This is a genomic window from Roseovarius roseus, assembly GCF_043355935.2.
Classification (GTDB): Bacteria; Pseudomonadota; Alphaproteobacteria; order Rhodobacterales; family Rhodobacteraceae; genus Roseovarius; species Roseovarius roseus.
The window spans coordinates 174,712-190,534 of sequence record NZ_JBHFPE020000003.1 but is presented as its reverse complement, the minus strand read 5'-3'; the positions used below and the strand labels follow the sequence as shown (position 1 = coordinate 190,534).

General features: G+C 65.1%; 16 protein-coding genes. 11 read left to right on the top strand and 5 right to left on the bottom strand.

The window, feature by feature from the left end; translation table 11 throughout:
• Nucleotides 1–81 precede the first annotated feature (81 nt).
• The 11 genes from ACEWPL_RS07160 (at nucleotide 82) to ACEWPL_RS07110 (ending at nucleotide 10,150) form a co-directional block, all read left to right on the top strand.
• Entirely contained in the window at nucleotides 82–1,371 is a 1,290-nt protein-coding gene (locus ACEWPL_RS07160) for an NAD(P)/FAD-dependent oxidoreductase (RefSeq protein WP_393932928.1), read from the top strand.
• Complete coding sequence (locus tag ACEWPL_RS07155) at nucleotides 1,368–2,123, top strand: DUF1365 domain-containing protein (protein WP_393932926.1); 756 nt, start codon at nucleotides 1,368–1,370, stop codon at nucleotides 2,121–2,123. The genes ACEWPL_RS07160 and ACEWPL_RS07155 overlap by 4 nt, the downstream gene beginning before the upstream one ends.
• Nucleotides 2,120–3,340: an MFS transporter gene (locus ACEWPL_RS07150; protein WP_393932924.1), complete on the top strand. Its 1,221-nt coding sequence runs from the start codon at nucleotides 2,120–2,122 to the stop codon at nucleotides 3,338–3,340. The genes ACEWPL_RS07155 and ACEWPL_RS07150 overlap by 4 nt, the downstream gene beginning before the upstream one ends.
• Nucleotides 3,337–3,900, top strand: a complete 564-nt coding sequence (locus ACEWPL_RS07145; RefSeq protein ID WP_393932922.1) for a DUF3833 family protein — start codon at nucleotides 3,337–3,339, stop codon at nucleotides 3,898–3,900. The genes ACEWPL_RS07150 and ACEWPL_RS07145 overlap by 4 nt, the downstream gene beginning before the upstream one ends.
• Entirely contained in the window at nucleotides 3,897–4,634 is a 738-nt protein-coding gene (locus ACEWPL_RS07140; protein WP_393932920.1) for an SDR family NAD(P)-dependent oxidoreductase, read from the top strand. Before ACEWPL_RS07145 ends, ACEWPL_RS07140 begins: the two co-directional genes overlap by 4 nt.
• Nucleotides 4,635–4,802: 168 nt before the next feature.
• Entirely contained in the window at nucleotides 4,803–6,080 is a 1,278-nt protein-coding gene (locus tag ACEWPL_RS07135) for an ABC transporter substrate-binding protein (RefSeq protein ID WP_393932918.1), read from the top strand.
• A gap of 80 nt (nucleotides 6,081–6,160) precedes the next feature.
• A complete protein-coding gene (locus ACEWPL_RS07130) occupies nucleotides 6,161–6,877 on the top strand; it encodes a haloacid dehalogenase type II (RefSeq protein WP_393932916.1) in 717 nt (238 codons plus the stop codon).
• A gap of 6 nt (nucleotides 6,878–6,883) precedes the next feature.
• Nucleotides 6,884–7,810: a branched-chain amino acid ABC transporter permease gene (locus tag ACEWPL_RS07125; RefSeq protein WP_393932914.1), complete on the top strand. Its 927-nt coding sequence runs from the start codon at nucleotides 6,884–6,886 to the stop codon at nucleotides 7,808–7,810.
• Nucleotides 7,807–8,751, top strand: coding sequence for a branched-chain amino acid ABC transporter permease (locus tag ACEWPL_RS07120; RefSeq protein ID WP_393932912.1), 945 nt, complete (start codon nucleotides 7,807–7,809; stop codon nucleotides 8,749–8,751). The genes ACEWPL_RS07125 and ACEWPL_RS07120 overlap by 4 nt, the downstream gene beginning before the upstream one ends.
• Nucleotides 8,748–9,455, top strand: a complete 708-nt coding sequence (locus ACEWPL_RS07115) for an ABC transporter ATP-binding protein (RefSeq protein ID WP_393932910.1) — start codon at nucleotides 8,748–8,750, stop codon at nucleotides 9,453–9,455. The genes ACEWPL_RS07120 and ACEWPL_RS07115 overlap by 4 nt, the downstream gene beginning before the upstream one ends.
• Complete coding sequence (locus ACEWPL_RS07110) at nucleotides 9,455–10,150, top strand: ABC transporter ATP-binding protein (RefSeq protein WP_393933349.1); 696 nt, start codon at nucleotides 9,455–9,457, stop codon at nucleotides 10,148–10,150. Before ACEWPL_RS07115 ends, ACEWPL_RS07110 begins: the two co-directional genes overlap by 1 nt.
• 59 nt (nucleotides 10,151–10,209) lie before the next feature.
• On the opposite strand, the gene ACEWPL_RS07105 is transcribed toward ACEWPL_RS07110, so the two are convergent.
• The 5 genes from ACEWPL_RS07105 to purH all read right to left on the bottom strand — a co-directional run bounded on the left by ACEWPL_RS07105 (nucleotide 10,210) and on the right by purH (nucleotide 15,806).
• Nucleotides 10,210–11,550 carry a M16 family metallopeptidase gene (locus ACEWPL_RS07105; protein WP_393932908.1) on the bottom strand — a complete coding sequence of 447 codons (1,341 nt, stop codon included), beginning with the start codon at nucleotides 11,548–11,550 and terminating at the stop codon, nucleotides 10,210–10,212.
• Nucleotides 11,547–12,968 (bottom strand): M16 family metallopeptidase, encoded by a 1,422-nt coding sequence (locus ACEWPL_RS07100; RefSeq protein ID WP_393932906.1) that lies wholly within the window; start codon nucleotides 12,966–12,968, stop codon nucleotides 11,547–11,549. The genes ACEWPL_RS07105 and ACEWPL_RS07100 overlap by 4 nt, the downstream gene beginning before the upstream one ends.
• Nucleotides 12,969–13,137: 169 nt before the next feature.
• Nucleotides 13,138–13,656, bottom strand: a complete 519-nt coding sequence (locus ACEWPL_RS07095; RefSeq protein WP_393932904.1) for a DUF3035 domain-containing protein — start codon at nucleotides 13,654–13,656, stop codon at nucleotides 13,138–13,140.
• A 59-nt stretch (nucleotides 13,657–13,715) separates the two neighbouring features.
• Entirely contained in the window at nucleotides 13,716–14,186 is a 471-nt protein-coding gene (lspA, locus tag ACEWPL_RS07090) for a signal peptidase II (protein WP_393932902.1), read from the bottom strand.
• Between the two features lie 30 nt (nucleotides 14,187–14,216).
• Nucleotides 14,217–15,806, bottom strand: a complete 1,590-nt coding sequence (gene purH / locus ACEWPL_RS07085; RefSeq protein WP_393932900.1) for a bifunctional phosphoribosylaminoimidazolecarboxamide formyltransferase/IMP cyclohydrolase — start codon at nucleotides 15,804–15,806, stop codon at nucleotides 14,217–14,219.
• Between the last annotated feature and the right edge of the window lie 17 nt (nucleotides 15,807–15,823).

Below are 15,823 nucleotides of genomic sequence, written 5' to 3'. Positions count from 1 at the left end.
GTGCCAAAAGAATATGCATCCGATCCCGCCCTTGCGGCGTATTGATCTGTATGTTGATGACCAAAACGGACACTTGCCCATATGCCATTTGAATTGCAGCCCGCCCCGAGGCGCAAGATCGCGATTATCGGAGCCGGCATTTCCGGTATGGGCGCGGCCCACCGTCTGAGCGCCGAACACGATGTCACCCTCTATGAGGCCGAGCCGCGGCTGGGCGGTCACGCGCGGACCGTCATGGCGGGCAAGCGGGGCGACCAGCCCGTCGATACCGGGTTCATCGTGTTCAATTACGCCAATTATCCGCATCTGGCAGATCTCTTTGCCGAGTTGGACGTGCCGGTGGTCAAAAGCAACATGAGCTTTGGCGCGTCGATCGACGGCGGCCGGATCGAATACGGGACCGAGCGCATCGGCGCGACCTTTGCCCAGTGGCGCAATGCGGCGCATCCGGCGTTCCTGCGGATGTTGCGCGACATTTTTCACTTCAATGCCAACGCACTGAGCGCCGCCCGCGACAGCGACATGAGCATCGGAGATCTGCTGCTGCATCTGCGCACGGGCACGTGGTTTCGCGATTATTATCTGTCGCCGCTGTCGGGCGCGATCTGGTCGACGCCCAAGGACAAGATCCTCGATTTCCCCGCCGATGCGATGATGCGCTTTTTCGAGAACCACGCCTTGCTGAACTACGAGGGCCAGCACCAGTGGTACACGGTCAAGGGCGGCTCGGTGCAATATGTCACCCGGCTGGAGGCCTATCTGCGCCGCGTCGGTGCCAGCTTGCGTCCCGGTTGCCCGGTTCAGGCGGTGCGGCGCACGCCCACAGGGGTTCAGATCAAGGCGATGGGCGACTGGGAGCATTTTGACGAGGTTGTCATGGCCACCCATTCCGACGATTCCCTGCGCCTTCTGGGGGACCCCAGCGCCGAGGAGCGGCGCAATCTGGGGGCCATCGCCTATCAGCCGAACGATATCGTGCTGCATTCGGACCCGTCCATGATGCCGCGCCGCCGCGCCGTCTGGTCGTCCTGGAACTATACCGAGGACCGGGCCAAGACCGACAGCCGCATTGACTTGACCTACTGGATGAACAAGTTGCAGCCGATCCCGATGGATGATCCGCATTTCGTGACGCTGAACACCACGCGCCTTATCCGCGATGAGCTGATCCATGACCGCGTGACGCTGCGCCATCCGGTCTATGACCAGGCCGCGCTGGCCGCGCAGGCGCGTATCGCCGCGATGAATGGTGCGCAGAATACGTGGTATTGTGGCGCATGGATGAAGAACGGCTTTCACGAGGACGGGCTGGGCAGCGCCGTCGCGGTGGCCGAGGCAATCTCGGCACGTGGAGCGCTGGAGGCGGCATGAGCCGCGTCGATCATATCGCGGGCCACACCTGGCACGGGCGCAAGGGGGCGGTGCGTAACGCGTTCCGCTATTCCATCGACTACGTTCTGCTGGATGCCGAGGCCGAGGTTGATGCCCCCCGTCTTTTCGGGCGCAACCGGGGCGGGCTGGCGAGCCTGCATGATGCCGATCACGGCGGCCCGCCGCATCAGGGGATCGGCGCGCCGTGGGTGCGCGAGGTGCTGAAGAGCTACCAGTTGCCGCAGCCGGTGACGGTCGAGCTTCTGGCACAGCCGCGCATGCTGGGTCACGTTTTTAACCCGGTGTCCTTCTGGCTTTGCCGCGATGAGGGCGGCGGCCTGCGGCAGGTGATCGCAGAGGTCACCAACACGTTCGGGGACCGGCACAGCTATCTGTGCCACAAGCCGGACGGCTCGGTAATCGCGGCGCAGGACCGGCTGAGATCGGACAAGATTTTCCACGTCTCGCCCTTTCAGAAGGTCGATGGCGGGTATGAATTCCGCTTCGATCTGCGCGCGGATCGGATCGGGATCTGGATCGATTTGACCGGCGGCGATGGCGGGCTTGTCGCCACGCTGACCGGGCCCCGCCGGGCGCTGACCAATCGGGGCCTTCTCAGCGCGATGCTGCGGCGGCCCTTCGGCTCGCGCCGGGTGCTGGCACTGATCCACTGGCAGGCGCTGAAACTGTGGTGGAAGGGCGCGAAATATCGCTCCCGCCCCGAGCCGCCCGAGAGCGAGGTCTCGCGGTGAGCACAGGCGCGCCCTGCCTGCCTGCCTTCTCGCTCTTCGCGGCGTTCCTTGCGGCGGCGGGTCTGCCGATCTACATCCATGCACCGAAATTCTACGTCGATGAATATGGCGTGTCGCTGACCCTGCTGGGCAGTGTCCTTTTCGCGCTACGCCTTATTGACGTGGTGCAGGACCCGCTGCTGGGCCGGCTGGCGGCGCGCACCCAAAGGTGGCGCGCGGTCAGCGCCTCTGTCGCGGGCGCGGCGATGGCGCTGGCGATGATCGGCCTTTTCGCGGTGACACCGCCCATTGCGCCGGTCTGGTGGTTCGCGCTGACGCTGACGGTTGTCTTTTCCGGCTTCAGCTACCTGACCATCTGTTTCTACGCTCAGGGCGTGTCCAGCGCGGCGGCCTTGCCGCAATCGGGCCATCTGACCTTGGCGCGCTGGCGCGAGACCGGCGCGCTCTTGGGCATTTGCGCGGCCTCGGTCGCGCCGGTGCTGATCGGCGGTTATGACGGCTTTGCGCTGGCCTTTGCGCTGCTTGGGGCGGCGGCATTGGCGGCGATGTGGGGGGAGTGGGGCCGCGCATCCATCCCGTCCGATGGCTTTGGCCCGATCCTGCGCGACGCCATTTCCCGCCGCCTTCTGCTGATCGCGCTGGTCAATGCGGCGCCGGTTGCCGTCAGCTCGACCCTCTTTCTGTTTTTTGTCGAAAGCCGCCTTGGCGCGCCTGGGTGGGAGGGGCCTTTGCTGCTGGTCTTCTTCCTGTCGGCCGCTCTGGCCGCGCCGGTCTGGAGCCGCGCAGCCGAGCGATGGGGGCCCAAGCGCGCACTTCTGGCCGCGATGGTGCTGGCCATCGCCGCCTTCGGATGGGCCGCGTTGCTGGGCACGGGGGATGTCTGGGCCTTTGCGGTTGTCTGCGTGGTGTCGGGCGCGGCGGTCGGGGCCGATCTGACGCTGCTGCCCGCCATCTTTGCCCGGCGCATGGCCGAGATCGCGCCGGGGGCGAGTGAGGGGTTCGGCCTCTGGTCCTTCGTGTCGAAACTGACGCTGGCATTGGCTGCCGTGGCCCTGCTGCCAGCGCTTGAGGCGGGGGGGTTTGAGGCAGGCTTGCAGAATGACGAGGCAGCGCTGCTGCTGCTGACGCTGCTTTACTGCGCGGTGCCCTGCGGGCTGAAGCTGATTGCCATCGCCCTTTTGGCGCGCACGCCGGTGCCGCAAGAGGAGGCCGCATGACCGCGTTTGGCTGGATGCTGCTGGGCGCGCTGATCTGCGGCGTTGCGCTGTGGCTGCGGCAGCGCCTGGCCAGCTTTGCCGCGCAGGCACCGCGCGACTATGCGAGCACGCTGCCAGCGCTGGACCTGCGGCACCACCTGTCGGGAAGGATTGTTTGTCATGGCGTGATCTACGGCCCGCTGGGGCGGGTCGCCTCGCGCTTTGACGCGGAGTTCGTCGGTGCATGGTCGGGCGAGACGGGCACGCTGCGCGAGCATTTCGTCTATGACAGCGGCACAACGCAAGATCGCGAGTGGCGCCTCTCCCTCGGGCCGGACGGCGCGCTGACGGCTGAGGCCGATGATCTGGTCGGCAGAGGGCATGGCCAGCTGAGCGGCGCGTCCCTGATGCTGCGCTACCGCATCCGTCTGCCGGACGAGGCCGGGGGGCATGTGCTGGCCGTGACGGACTGGATGTACCTCGCCCCCGGCGGAACCATCGTCAATCGCAGCCAGTTTCGTAAATACGGGATCAAGGTGGCCGAGCTTGTCGCCACGATGAAAAGGATGGACGCTGAATGACCGACTGGACCGGAAAACGCTATTGGATGATCGGGGCCAGCGAAGGTCTGGGCGAGGCGCTGGCGCACAAGCTGAGCCGCGCAGGGGCCGAACTGATCCTGTCGTCCCGCAGCGAGGACAAGCTGAAAGAGGTGGCCGAGGCGCTGCCGGGCCGCGCCCATGTGGTCACTGTAGATGTCTCGGATCTGCAAAGCGTGCGGGACGCCGCCGAGCAGGTCGGCGAGATTGACGGCATGGTCTACACCGCTGGCGTCTACTGGCCCTTTCCCGCCCAGGATTGGGATGCCGAGCAAGCCGAGGCGATGGGCGACATCAACTTTGTCGGCGCGCTGCGGGCCTGCGGGGTGGTCGTGCCCAAGATGGTCGCAAAGGATGCAGGCCATATCGTGTTGACCGGATCGCTCTCGGGGTTTCGCGGGCTGCCGGGGGCGATTGGTTATTCGGCCTCCAAGGCGGGCGTGATGGCGCTGGGCGAAAGTATGCAATGCGATCTCTACAAGACGGGCGTGCGTGTGCAGATCGCCAATCCCGGTTTCATCAAGACGCGGCTGACCGACAAGAACGACTTCAACATGCCCTTCCTGATGAGCCCCGACGAGGCGGCGCAGGAGATGTTCGAGATGATGAATGACGACGGCGCGACGGTGCGCCACTTCCCGCGCCTCTTCAGCTACCTGTTCCGGTTCAGCCGGATCTGGCCCGACTGGCTCTATAACCGCTTTTTCGGCAAGTAAGCGCATCTTGGCCCGCTGTTGAGCATTTGGGCGTTTTCACCAGCAAAAATCAGGTTATAGCGCGGTGAACTCTACCTTGGCGGCGCAAATCGCTGGACAACCGGGCCTCATATTCGCAGGATCGCGCCGGATCGGCGGGGACCCCCGCCGCTAGATGAGGGCATGGCCATGACCACGACCGGACGCAACCTGACCCGGCGCAAGGCGCTGACGACATTGGCGGGCGGGGCTGCCGCGCTGCCGCTCTGGGCGCGCTATACCCATGCGCAGACGGCCGAGCCGATCAAGATCGGATTTCAGATCCACCGCACTGGCGTGGGCGCTGCCTATGGCCGCTGGTACGAGCGCACCGGCAATGCGGCGGCCAAGTTCATCAACGACAATGGCGGCATCAATGGCCGCATGGTCGAGCTGGTGCCCGAAGATGACGGCACCAACCCCAAGCGGGGTGCCGAGCTGATCGAGAAATTCGCAAATCAACATAAATGCGATATCGTCTATGGTCCCCTGTTCAGCCATGTCGTCATCGGCTCGGCTCCGCGTGCGGGCGAGCTCAAGATGCCGTATTTCTTGGTCTCCGAGGGGCATCACGTGGCGAGCGGGATGCTGAACCGCTACACGATCCAGCCCGGCATTACGGATGTGAAGAGCCAGGTTCTTTCGGTAGCGCCTTTTGTCGCCGAGAATTTGGGCAAGAAGGTCACGATGATCTATCCCGACTACGCCTTCGGGCATGATCACCGCGACTACTTTAGCCAGGCGATCGAGGAGCAGGGCGGTGAAATCCTGGCGCAGATCGCCATTCCTCCAACCGAGACGTCCTTTACCCGCCATTTCCCAAAGATCCCGCGTGAGACCGAGGTGGTTTATCACGTCATGGTCGGCCCGTCGGTTCTGACCTTCGTCAAGGAGATGGGCGAGTTCTTTGGCGGCTCCGGCCCCGAGCTTTTTGGTTTTGTCGACAGTCTGGAGGCGATCGATATCGGCAGTCCGGGTCTCGATTTCCTTGAAGGGTCGCATTTCTGGGAAGGCATGTGCCGATATGCGCAGCCCGACCAGACCGAAGCGCAGGCGTTCTACCGCGCGGCCGTCGGCGTCAATGACGAGGGCGCGGCGATTGACGATCCGCGCGACGTGTCGGCCTATGGCCACATGTTCGGCTGCTGGACCACGCTGAGTGCGATCAAGATGGGGATGGAGTCTGCCGGTTATCGCGGACCGCAGGACCGTGCCGCGCTGATCGAGGCGGTCGAGGCGATGACCGATATCCCCCATAGCCGCGAATGGCCGCAGGGGCCGATGCGCTTCAACGGGCGCACGCACCAGGTGTTCAGCGAGCAGCATGTCAGCCGCGTCGAGAACGGGCGGCTGGTGCGGGTTCATACCGCGGGTATCGATGCCGGTCTCTATCCTGACGAGGTGGACTACACGCAGCAGCCATTCTAGGCAGGGGCAGTGCCGCCCGTTTGCGGGGCATCTTTGGCAGGTAGCACACGGGCGCCGGACGTCCGGCAGAGGGGGTCACCATGAAGCTGAGCGATTACAAGGCGCTGACCTTTGACGTCTACGGCACGCTGATCGACTGGGAGAGCGGCATGATCGCCGGGCTGGCGCCGCTGACCGATCAGCTGGACCTCAGCCGCGATGCGATCCTCGAGGCGCATGCCTTTCACGAGAGCACGTGCCAGCGCGTGACGCCGGCCAAGAATTACCGCGACGTGCTGGCCACCGTTTACAAGCGGCTGGCCGAGGAGTGGGGGCTGAGTGCATCCTGGGAAGAGGCGCAGGTCTATGGCCGCTCGGTCGAGCATTGGCCGGCCTTTCCCGACAGTGCCGAGGCGCTGGCCTATCTCAAAAATCACTTCAAGCTGATCGTGCTGTCGAATGTCGACAATGCCAGTTTCGCCCATAGCAACGCCAAGCTGGGGCACCCCTTTACCGCCACTTACGTGGCCGAGGATGTGGGCAGCTACAAACCCGATCCGCGCAATTTCGACTATATGATCGAGCAGATGGCGCGGCTGGGCCTGACTAAGGGCGATATCCTCCATACTGCCGAGAGCATGTTTCACGATCACGGCCCAGCCAACCGCCATGGCTTTGCCAATTGCTGGATCTATCGGCGACATGACAAGGACGGGTTCGGCGCCACGATGAACCCCGGCAATATGCCCAGCTATGACATGATGTTCCACTCGGTGGCCGATCTGGTGGCGGCACACCGCGCCGAGCTGGCGGGCTAACCTAAGGTGGAGCTGGGCCCCTACCTGATGCTGGCCACGCTGGAGGGGCTTGTCATGGCCTCGGTGCTGGCGCTCACGGCGGTGGGGCTTAGCCTCGTTTTTGGTGTCATGCGCGTGGTCAATATCGCGCATGGCGAGTTCTTCATGCTGGGCGCGGTTCTTGCATGGGTGATCGCGCAGATAGTGGGCGGGCCGCCGGCGTTGGGTTTTGCCATGGCCCTTGTCGGGGCGCCGCTGATCGTGGGCGCCATTGCCGTGGCCGCCGACATGACCATTCTCAAGCGTGTGGAGTATGACCCCGAGCGCACGATTGTCGCCACCATCGGACTGCTCTACATCATCCAGCAGCTGACCCTGATGGGCTACGGACCCGAGGCGCGGCCCGTGGAGGCGCCGTTCAATACACGGCTGGCAATTCCGTGGGTCGAGCTGAAGGACGGCGCGCTGGCGCTCTACTGGCCCTGGGGGCTGGCGACGACCAGTTACAAGCTGGCGGTGATCGGCGCGGGCGCGGCGGTGCTGCTGGGCGTCTGGACGATGATGGCGCACACGCGCATCGGCCTCGTCATGCGCGCGGTGCAGGCGGATCGCGACATGGCGACCGCTTTCGGCATCCCGGTCGAGAGGGTCTATGCGATGGTCTTCGGCATCGGCGCGGCGCTGGCAGCCCTGGCCGCCGTGCTCGTCGTGCCGATCAGCCAGGCGCATTACCTGATGGGAGCCGATCCGCTGCTGCTGGCCTTTACCGTGGTCATCATCGGCGGCCTTGGCAGTCTGCCGGGCACGGTGGTCGCGGCCATCCTGATCGGGCTGAGCGACGGGATCATCTCGGTATTCTTCTCGCCCACGCTGGCCAAGATCATCGCGACGCTTCTGGTGGCGCTGGTGCTGGTGTTCCGGCCTCAGGGCCTTTTCGGCACGCGCAGCGTATGAGTGTGGGTGCGCGGATCACCCTGCTGCATGGCGGGCTGATAGCGCTGCTGCTGCTTGGGCATTTCGTGCTGCCGGCCTATCATCACGGCAACCTCGCGCGGATCATGGTGCTGGCCAGCTACGCGATGGGGTATAACATCGTCTTTGGCTATACCGGCCTTCTCAGCCTTGGGCATGCGCTGCTTTTCGGTGCGGGCATGTATGGCATGGGGATGGCGGTGCAGCATCTGGGCATGGGGGCGGCGCCCGCGATGCTGCTGGGCGTTGCCGCCGGTGCATTGGTTGCCGCGGCGCTGGGCGCCCTGGCCCTGCGCACGGCGGGGGTCGCGTTCATGATTGTGACGCTGATGTTCGCCCAGGCGGGATATCTGACGGTGCTTTACTTCGGCGAATGGACGCGGGGCGACGAGGGGATCGTGATCGCGCGCGGCGCGCGGGTGCTGTGGGGCATCGACCTTAGCGATGAGGGCAACCGCTACCTCGCGGCGCTGACGCTCTTTGCTACGGTGCTGGCGATCTGCCTTGCTCTGGTGCGTGCGCCATTCGGCCGGACGCTGGTGGCGATCCGCGAGAACGAGGCACGCACGAGGATGCTGGGCTATGACACGTTCCGGATCAAGCTGGTGGCCGTCATCATATCGGGTGCCATTTCGGGCGCTGCGGGCGCGGCTTACGGCCTGCTCTTCGGCTATGTCGGGGCCAGCTTTGCCGGGGTCGAATATTCCATCCTGCCGCTTCTGTGGGTGCTGCTGGGCGGGGCCGGGACGGTGCTGGGCCCGTTCATCGGCACGCTCTTCATGTTCTACCTGATCGATCTCAGCTCGGGCGTGACGACCGCCTACATGCTGATCGCGGGGGTGGCGCTGGTTCTGCTGACGCTCTTTGCGCCGCAGGGCATCATGGGCGAGCTGCGCCGCCGCCTCTGGGGATGGCTGCCATGAGCCTTCTGTCGCTTCGGGGCCTGACCAAAAGTTTTGACGGCGTACGTGCCGTGGATGACGTGAGCTTTGAGGTCGCGGCCGGAGAGGTCCGCGCGCTGATCGGGCCGAACGGGGCGGGCAAGACGACGCTTGTGGGCATGATCTGCGGGCGGATCGGGACGGACGCGGGGCGCGTCATCTTCGACGGGCAGGACATCACCGCGCTGCCCGCGCATCGGCGCACGCGGCTGGGCATGGCCTATACGTTTCAGATCACGTCGATCTACGCGCGCCTGCCGGTGGCCGAAAACATCGCGCTGGCCGCGCGCCCGCATATGGCGGCCGGCAAGGTGCCGGGGGCCGTGCAGGCCACTTTGGAGCAGGTAGGTCTGGCGCAGTACCGCGATGCCTTGGCCGGCGATCTGAGCTATGGCCACCAGCGGCTGCTCGAGATCGCGATGGGGCTGGTCGGTGCGCCGCGCCTCCTGATCCTGGACGAGCCGACGCAGGGCCTGTCCGAGCCCGAAATCGCGGCCTTCAAGGATCTGGTGCGCAAACTGGCCGGGGGAACCACGATCCTTCTGATCGAGCACAACATGGATGTCGTCATGGCGCTGGCGGACCGGGTCAGTGTGCTGTCGGCTGGCGCGCTGCTGTTCGAGGGCACGCCGGACGAGGTGCGCGGCGATCTGACCGTGCAGGCCGCCTATCTGGGGGGTCCATGATGCTGGGGGTGGAGCGGATCAGTGCCGGATATGGCGCGGCGCAGGTGCTGCGCGAGCTGTCGCTGGCCGTTGCTGCGGGCGAGATCCTGTGCCTGATGGGCCGCAATGGCGCGGGCAAGACAACGGCGATGCGCGCCATCATGGGGTTGATCCCGCTTATGGGCGGGCGCGTGATGCTGGATGGCACCGAGGTCAGCGCACTGCCCGCGCATCATGTGCCTCGCGCCGGGATCGGCTATGTGCCGCAGGGGCGCCGGCTCTTTGCCGGGCTGACCGTGGCGCAGAACCTTGAGATCGGGATGCGTGCGCGGCAAAGCCCGCCGGAGGTTCTGGAGGAAGTGCTGGAGCTGTTTCCGCGCCTGCGAGAGCGGTATCGCCAGCCTGCGCAGACACTCTCGGGGGGCGAGCAGCAGATGCTGGCCACCGCCCGCGCGCTTTGTCTGCGGCCCAAGGCGCTGCTTCTCGACGAGCCGACCGAGGGGCTTCAGCCCTCGATGGTAGGCGCAATTCAGGAGGTCGTGGTGCGGATGCGGGCCGAGGGCGTCGCCGTCCTGTTGGTCGAGCAGCGCATGGAGGCGGTGCTGGAGGTGGCCGACCGCGTGGCGTTTATCGAGAACGGGCGCGGCGGCGCAGTCCTTTCGGCCACGGAATTGCGCGCCGACAGGTCGGTAGCGGCGCACTATCTGGGCGTCTAGACCCAGCATCACCTGCTGGTCTTTGGGTATTTTTCCCAAAAAAAGCCTGAAGGGCCGCCCTATTCGGACAGGCCTTCGGGTTTGCCGACGACGACGAAGCTCAGCTTTTCGGGGTCCAGCAATTCGCGCGCGACGCGGTTGATCTGGTCCAGTGTGACCGCGTTCACCTTATCGTTGCGATTGGCGATGTAATCGGTCGGCAGGCCCTCGGTCTGCATGTCGACGGCGATATTGGCGATCGGTGCATTGCCGTCAAAGCGCAGCGGGTAGGCGCCGGTCATGTAGGTCTTGGCATCCTCCAGCTCTTTCTCGGTGACGCCGGTATCGCGCATCTTGGCCCATTCATCGCGGATCACGTCGATGGCCGTCGCTACGCGGTCATTGGCAGAGGCGACCTGCCCCAGCCAGAGCTGCGCGCCGTCGCGGTCCACGAGGTAGGAGTAGACGCCGTAGGTCAGACCGCGCTTTTCGCGCACTTCGTTCATCAGGCGGCTCTCAAAACCGCCGCCGCCCAGGATCTGGTTCAGCAGGTAGGCGGCGAAGAAATCGGGATCGTCGCGGTCGATACCGGGCTGCGCGAAGGTTACCACGGATTGGGGCGTATCGTATTCGACCACGTTGGTGCCACCGGGCAGGGTGACGTCGGCGGGGCCGGGCAGCGGGATATCGGACGATTGCGGCAACCCCTCGGTCAGGGTTTCGACCAGCTGGGTCAACTCCTCCGCTGTGATATCGCCGACGGCGGCGACATAGAGACGGTCGCGCACCAGCGCGGCACGGTGGGCGGCCACGATATCGTCGCGGGTGAGGCCCGCAATGCTTTCGAGCGTGCCGTCCTTGAAGGTGGCATAGGGGTGATCGCCGAAGGTCTGCGCGTCGAACGTGCGGCCCGCGATGGAGCGCGGATCCTTCTCGTCGCCTTCGATGTTCGCGCGGACTTGGCCGCGCACGCGGTCGATGGATTTCTGGTTGAAGGCAGGCTCGACAAGGCTCTGGCGGAGCAGCTCGACCGCCGCATCGCGGTTTTCACTAAGGAACCGCGCGGAGACGCTGATCGCGTCATCGCCCGTCCCGTAGGAGAAGGAGGCGGCCAGCGCCTCGGCCTGGCGGGCGAATTCGCGGCTGTCCATGTCGCCCGCGCCCTCCTCCAGAAGGCCGGTCATCAGGTTGGTCGCGCCGCGCTTGCCGGGCTGATCCAGCGACGCGCCGCCGCGAAACCGCATTTCCAGCGCAACGAAGGGGATGGTGTGATCCTCGACCAGCCACAGATCGACGCCGCCGGGCGTGCCCAGATCCTGCACCTCGATCTCGGCATGGGCCGGCAGGGTGATGGCGGGCAGGACAAAGGCAAGCGCCGTCAGGCAAGGCAGGATAAAGCGGGCGATGGTGCTGCGGATCATTGAGTGGTCTCCGTCGTGGCAGTGTCGGCAATGGCGGGGTCGCCGTCAGCGGCGCTTGAGGCACCTACCGCGGCGGTTTCGGCCTCGGGGGCGCTGAGATAGCCGGTGACCGAGTTGCGGGGCTGGAAGACATCGCGCGCGGCCTGCATCACATCCTCGGCGGTGACGTTTTGCAGCACGTTCGGCCAGTCCTGCACATCCTCGATCATCAGGCCCGAGGCGAGCGCCCCGCCATAGCGGTTGGCCAGCCCGTTGACGTCGTCTCGCGCATAGATCTGCGCAGCGCGCATCTGCATCTTGATACGCTCCAGTTGATCGGCATCGACGCCATTCTGCATGAAGCCTTGCACCACCTCATCCATCGCCGCCTCTGCCTCGGGCAGGGTGACGCCGGGCACGGGCACGACCAGAAGGGTGAAGGTGGTCTCGTCCAGCGAGACGCCGTCATACCAAGCCGCCGACTGCACCGCGATCTGCGCGTCGAATTGCAGCTTTTCGGCCATGAGTGACGTGGTGCCGCCGCCAAGGATCTCGGCCAGCACGGTCAGCGCGGCGGCCTTGTCCTGATCGCCGCTGTCCCGCTCGGGCGCAAGATAGGTGCGTGTGAGGTAGGGCTGCGGGACGCGCGGGTCTTCCATCGTCAGGCGGCGTTCGGCCATCTGGCGCGGCTCTTCCGGGCGTATCCGCTCGGGGAGGTCGAGGTTGGCCGGGATGGCGCCGTAATGCTCCTTGGCCATGGCCAGCACATCCTCGGGGACGACATCGCCTGCGACCACGACGATGGCATCATTGGGCGCATAGTAGGTGGTGTAGAAATCCACTGCGTCCTGCAGCGTCAATTCGGGCTGCTCGTGCTGCCAGCCGATGATCGGCGTGCCGTAGCGGTGGTTCAGGTATTGCGCCGCTCTCATCTGCTCGCGAAAGAGCGATCCGGGATTGTTCTCGACGCGCATGTTGCGCTCTTCGATGATGACGTTCCGCTCGGTCGCGACATTCTCTTCGTCCAGCTTGAGGTTGACCATCCGGTCCGCCTCCATCTGCATCATCAGCTCCAGCCGGTCGGCCGCGATGCGCTGGTAATAGGCGGTGAAATCGTAGCTGGTGAAGGCGTTGTCATTGCCGCCCTGCTGCGCAACCGTGGCCGAAAACTCGCCCGGTGCCAGTGTGTCGGTGCCCTTGAAAAGCAGGTGTTCCAAGAAATGCGCAACGCCCGAGCTGCCCGGAGGCTCGTCCGCCGATCCGGCGCGATACCAGACCATATGGGTGACGACGGGCGCGCGGTGATCTTCGATCACGACCAGTTGCAGGCCATTGTCCAGCGTGTAGCTGGTCACATCATCGGTGCCGGCCGCAGCAGTGTCCTGCGCGACTGAGGCAACGGGCAACAGGGTCATCAGGGCGATCATCAAGGCGCGCATATGCGGTCTCCGGTTATGGCTGGATGCCGGATGGTGTCGGCTGGTGTCAGGAAATAGATACGCTGTGCTGCCCCCTGTGCAACCCGCGATGCCAGATCCGTGATCGCGCGGGCCTCAAATGACAAGCGCCCCGTGCCATGTGGCCGGGGCGCTGATGCGTGGGCCTAGATTACTGGGCCGGCGGCGCGGACGGGGTGACGATGCCGCGCTGCATTAGGCGCTGCTGTTCTGCCTGGCCGTCGAGCCACTGTTTCTTGTAGGCTGCGGTATAGTCGTCATTGGGGCCAAGGTTGAAGATGTTGACCCGGCCATGGCGGCGGCGCACTTCAGCATCCTCGACTGCCAACTCCCGGCGCACGCCCTGCGTAACGCCAAAACGGCTGGTGTGGTTCACCAGCCCGCCATCCGCGCCCGAGATCTGGCCGCTCGGAACCGTAGCGGCTGGATTGCCGCCGAGCGCCGCGACACCTGCCGCACGCGGGTTGGGATCGACGAGGTTGGCCGCGCCCGGCGTGGGCGGTGGCAGGTTGTTGTAGCTTTCGGGTGTTTGCAGCGGAGCTGTCGGCAGAACGGCAAACTCGTCCGGGCCGTTGCCGTCATTCTTGATGCGCGACAGGGCGCCGTCGCTGCGCCCGCAGGCGGCGATGGCGAGGGTCATCAGGGTAAGTGCCAGGATGCTGCGGCGCATGGGATCGGCCCTTCTTTCACAAAGTGTCGCGCGATGTTTAACGCAATCGCGCGGGGAGGTCACGCAGGCTTTTTGCCGGGGCTCAGAATGATCATTCCGAAGGCCCCGACAAAGATGGCGATATCGGCCACGTTGAAGGCGTAAGGGTTGGAAAAGCCGCAGCAGGACATGTTGAGAAAGTCCGCCACCGCACCGTAAAGCAGCCGGTCGATCACATTGCCCAGAGCGCCGCCAATCAGGAAACCCGCGGCGATTTTCTGCCATTTTCCGCCGGGCTCGTGGCGGATCCACCACAGGACCGCGCCCGAGATGATCACTGCGACGGCGATCAGGATCCAGCGCGTATAGGGCGCGTCGCCAGCCAGAAGGCCGAAATTGATGCCGTAATTCCACGCCATGCGCAGGTTGAGGAAGGGCGGCCAGACGTCGATTGCGCCCAGCACGCGCAGGTTCATCCAATGGACCACCAGGTATTTCGTGGCCTGATCGAGCAGGAAGATCCAGAAGGCCGACCAGAAAACTGTCTTCATGTCATGCGCCCTTTCGAGGATGGAGCGGCATCAGTGGCGGAAGTGGCGCATACCGGTCAGCACCATCGCCAGGCCGGCCTCATCGGCGGCGGCGATCACCTCGTCGTCGCGCATCGAGCCGCCGGGATGGATCACGGCGGTCGCGCCTGCCTCGGCCGCTGTCAGCAGGCCATCGGCGAAAGGAAAGAACGCGTCGGAGGCCACGACGCTGCCCTTGGTCAGCGGCTCGGGCAGGCCCAGCGCATCGGCCATGTCCTGGGCTTTGCGCGCGGCGATGCGGCAGCTGTCGACCCGGCTCATCTGGCCCGCGCCGACGCCGACGGTGGCGCCATCCTTGACGTAGACGATGGCGTTCGACTTGACGTGCTTGGCGACTTTCCAGGCAAACAGCATGTCTGCCATCTCGGCCTCGGTCGGCTGGCGCTTGGTCACGACCTTCAGATCATCCGGCCCGATATGCCCGTTATCCTTGTCCTGCATCAGGTAGCCGCCCGACACCTGCCGGATCGTCTGCGCGGCCTCGCGCGGGTCGGCCATGCCTTCGGTGATCAGAAGGCGCAGGTTTTTTTTCGCCTCGAAGATGCGGCGCGCGTCGGCGTCCGCGCCGGGGGCGATCACGACCTCGGTAAAGATCTGCGCGATTTCCTCGGCGGTGGCGCCATCCAGCGGCTGATTGAGGGCGATGATCCCGCCGAATGCTGAGGTGCGGTCGCAATCAAAGGCGCGGCTATAGGCCTCTTTCAGCGTGGCCGCGCGGGCCACGCCGCAGGGATTGGCGTGCTTGATGATGGCGCAGGCGGGGCCATCGGCTTGCGCAAATTCGCTGGCCAGCTCAAACGCCGCGTCGGTGTCGTTGATATTGTTGTAGCTCAGCTCCTTACCCTGAAGCTTCTTGGCGGTCGCGACACCGGGCCGCGCGCTGCCATCGAGGTAGAAGCTGGCCGACTGGTGCGGGTTTTCGCCATAGCGCAGGACCTGCGCCAGCGAGCCTGCGACGGTCCGGCGGCGCGGCGAGGCGTCGCCCTGCTGTGCGGCCATCCAGGTGCTGACGGCGGAATCGTAGGCGGCGGTGCGCGAATAGGCGGTCATCGCCAGTTTCTGGCGGAAGGCCAGCGTGGTGCCACCGTCATTTGCCTCCATCTGCTCCAGCAGGGGGGCGTAATCCTCGACATCCACGACGACATTGACGAAGCCGTGGTTCTTGGCCGCCGCGCGAATCATCGCGGGGCCGCCGATATCGATATTCTCGATGCAGGTGTCGTAGTCCGCGCCGCCGGCGACGGTGCTCTCGAACGGGTAGAGGTTGACGACCAGCAGATCGATCGCGCAGATGCCGTGCTCGTCCATCGCTTTCACATGATCGGGGTTGTCGCGCAGCGCCAGAAGGCCGCCATGCACGGCGGGGTGCAGCGTTTTCACCCGCCCGTCCATCATCTCGGGAAAGCCGGTCACGTCAGCCACATCGCGCACCTCCAGCCCCGCATCGCGCAATGCCTTGGCGCTGCCGCCGGTGCTGAGCAATTCTACCCCACGCTCGGACAGCGCGCGCCCGAGGTCGATCAGCCCGGTCTTGTCCGAGACGGACAGAAGGGCGCGGCGGATGGGGGCGATATCGGTCATGGGGCGATCCTGCGTTG

Bases quoted from the DNA above. Each gene is read 5' to 3' on its own strand.
- ACEWPL_RS07095 (WP_393932904.1), bottom strand. From the start codon at position 13,656: ATGCGCCGCAGCATCCTGGCACTTACCCTGATGACCCTCGCCATCGCC.
- ACEWPL_RS07110 (WP_393933349.1), top strand. From the start codon at position 9,455: ATGCTGGGGGTGGAGCGGATCAGTGCCGGATATGGCGCGGCGCAGGTG.
- ACEWPL_RS07120 (WP_393932912.1), top strand. From the start codon at position 7,807: ATGAGTGTGGGTGCGCGGATCACCCTGCTGCATGGCGGGCTGATAGCG.
- ACEWPL_RS07115 (WP_393932910.1), top strand. From the start codon at position 8,748: ATGAGCCTTCTGTCGCTTCGGGGCCTGACCAAAAGTTTTGACGGCGTA.
- ACEWPL_RS07135 (WP_393932918.1), top strand. From the start codon at position 4,803: ATGACCACGACCGGACGCAACCTGACCCGGCGCAAGGCGCTGACGACA.
- ACEWPL_RS07130 (WP_393932916.1), top strand. From the start codon at position 6,161: ATGAAGCTGAGCGATTACAAGGCGCTGACCTTTGACGTCTACGGCACG.
- ACEWPL_RS07100 (WP_393932906.1), bottom strand. From the start codon at position 12,968: ATGCGCGCCTTGATGATCGCCCTGATGACCCTGTTGCCCGTTGCCTCA.
- ACEWPL_RS07145 (WP_393932922.1), top strand. From the start codon at position 3,337: ATGACCGCGTTTGGCTGGATGCTGCTGGGCGCGCTGATCTGCGGCGTT.
- ACEWPL_RS07105 (WP_393932908.1), bottom strand. From the start codon at position 11,550: ATGATCCGCAGCACCATCGCCCGCTTTATCCTGCCTTGCCTGACGGCG.
- purH (WP_393932900.1), bottom strand. From the start codon at position 15,806: ATGACCGATATCGCCCCCATCCGCCGCGCCCTTCTGTCCGTCTCGGAC.
- ACEWPL_RS07160 (WP_393932928.1), top strand. From the start codon at position 82: ATGCCATTTGAATTGCAGCCCGCCCCGAGGCGCAAGATCGCGATTATC.
- ACEWPL_RS07140 (WP_393932920.1), top strand. From the start codon at position 3,897: ATGACCGACTGGACCGGAAAACGCTATTGGATGATCGGGGCCAGCGAA.
- lspA (WP_393932902.1), bottom strand. From the start codon at position 14,186: ATGAAGACAGTTTTCTGGTCGGCCTTCTGGATCTTCCTGCTCGATCAG.
- ACEWPL_RS07155 (WP_393932926.1), top strand. From the start codon at position 1,368: ATGAGCCGCGTCGATCATATCGCGGGCCACACCTGGCACGGGCGCAAG.